General features: G+C 65.1%; 2 protein-coding genes and 1 pseudogene. 1 reads left to right on the forward strand and 2 read right to left on the reverse strand.

All coding sequences use genetic code 11. From position 1 onward, the window contains the following. Window positions 1-447 (reverse strand): copper chaperone (locus tag ELR45_RS37975; protein WP_205856661.1); only part of this gene is annotated, 447 nt, incomplete at its 3' end. Further along, a complete protein-coding gene (locus tag ELR45_RS15575; RefSeq protein WP_165367803.1) occupies window positions 444-1,058 on the reverse strand; it encodes a DUF1326 domain-containing protein in 615 nt (204 codons plus the stop codon). The genes ELR45_RS37975 and ELR45_RS15575, both read right to left, overlap by 4 nt. A gap of 194 nt (window positions 1,059-1,252) precedes the next feature. Here ELR45_RS15575 and ELR45_RS37980 point away from each other — a divergent pair. Continuing rightward, window positions 1,253-1,886: pseudogene (locus ELR45_RS37980) on the forward strand (DNA-binding response regulator); the annotation flags it as partial.

Raw genomic sequence — 1,886 nt, forward strand, 5'->3', positions numbered from 1 at the left:
CTGGAATACGCCCGCGACGATGAGGACAGTACCTCCGGCGATCGGGGCAACGCCATCCATCCAAGACGAGAGTGCCCCGAACTCATGAAGAGTCCACTGCATGCCGGAGGCCAGGGCGGCGAATCCGGTCCAGACCGCGATATACCCCAGGAGGAGGACGGACGTCGCGACGTACGGCTGCCGGGCCTCCCGTTGCCGTCGATTGATGGTCGCGAACATCAGGACCAGCGGTGCCGCGGACGGCGCCATCATGGCGGTCATCATCGCTGCCCACATAGCGAAGAGAAGCACCAGGTCCGTGGCGCCGCCGGCCGTCCCCATCGGGGCGTCGCCGGTGCGAGCCAGATATACCCAGGCCAGCGCTGCTATGACGACGACTGACAGCAACGCGGTAGCACGGTCCCGGGTCAGGGCCGGCTCGATGACGACACTGCGTCGTGCGGTCACGGCCCCGTCCAGGTGAAGGCGCCGATGTAGCCCTGCCTGCCGCTGACGTCGAAGCTGAGGTCGGGGTCGCTATTGACGGCCTTCGTCGACCTGCCGGCTCTCCCGGACACACAGAACGGGTCGAAGCTGTTCTGAACCATGACCTCCTGGTTCTCCTGAGTCATGGGGTTGAGCAGCGGCTCGTTGACCAGTTCCACCACCCCGGGGATCGTGAAGGTCCGTCGCGCTCCCTCGGTCTCCATCTGAGTCGGCGCGAACTTCACGCCTTTGTTCTCGCTGACCAGCGTCGAGATCAGAGCCCAGAACCCACCGGCCTGGCCGGAGAGGATCGTTGTGAGCGACTCCCGCTGCGGTAGCGTAGCGGTCTCATCGATGTAGAACGTACCGGTGATGTTCCCTTCCCACGGTGCTCCGGGCGCGTGGATGATCCCGGCGAAGCCGAGGCCGCTCAGGTCGACGTCTCCATGGCTTCCGTCGCGGATGTCGAAGCCGATGACACCCTGGCAGTACCCCTGGGTAGGGGTGGCGCCGAACTTGCACGGGCAGCCATAGTCGCAGCTGCACGCCTCTAGATAGTCACCGCTCAAGGACCATTGAACGTTGTTGGACATGGATCTCGCCCTCCTCGTTGGACGTGAATGTCTGGTCATGACGCTACGGATCGGTGGCGGGCCAGAACTTCGGGTGAACTACCCATTCCGGCCGTCGAAGCTGGATGGGTGATCCTGTGCAGGCCCGGCCAGGCATGCCCAGGGCTAGCCGGTGACGGCCGGGTCGTGGCAGCATTCGTTCAGGAGAAGTGCACATGGCCGCCGCTGAACAGCTCGAGCAGGGCCGCCAGGCGTATGCGCGACATGAGTGGACCGACGCGTACAACCTGCTGGCGACCGCAGATGAGGATGCGCACCTCCAGTCGGACGACATCGAGCTGCTCGCGATGGCCGCTTACCTCACAGGGCGTGATGAAACAGCGGTTCACCTCCTCGAACGCGGACACCACGGGTATCTGGACGAGGGGAACGTCGTGCGGTCCGTGCGGTGCACGTTCTGGCTGTGCATGATTCTCGGCCAGCGCGGACAGCATGCCCGCGCCGGTGGGTGGCTCGCTCGGGGGCAGCGTCTTGCAGAGGAGAGATCGTTACGGTGCGTTGAGGAGGGGTACCTGCTGATCCCAGTCGCACTGCAAGCTCTCGGCAGGCGTGACCCGGCGACCGCATATGCGACGTTCGGGCAGGTAGCGAAGATCGCCGATGAGTTCGGTGATCCCGATCTGGTGGCCCTGGGCCGATTGGGCCGCGGCCAGGCGCTGGTGGCGATGGGCGAAGCGGAGCGGGGCGTGGCGATGCTCGACGACGCGATGGTGGCGGTCACTACCGGCGACGTCTCCACAGTTGTCGCCGGCATCGTCTATTGTGCGGTCATCATCGCCTGCCTGGAGA

It is taken from the genome of Phytoactinopolyspora endophytica (genome assembly GCF_004138495.1).
Lineage (GTDB): Bacteria > Actinomycetota > Actinomycetes > Jiangellales > Jiangellaceae > Phytoactinopolyspora > Phytoactinopolyspora endophytica.

Excerpts from the sequence above, each read along its gene's own strand:
- ELR45_RS15575 (WP_165367803.1), bottom strand. The coding sequence starts at position 1,058 with ATGTCCAACAACGTTCAATGGTCCTTGAGCGGTGACTATCTAGAGGCG.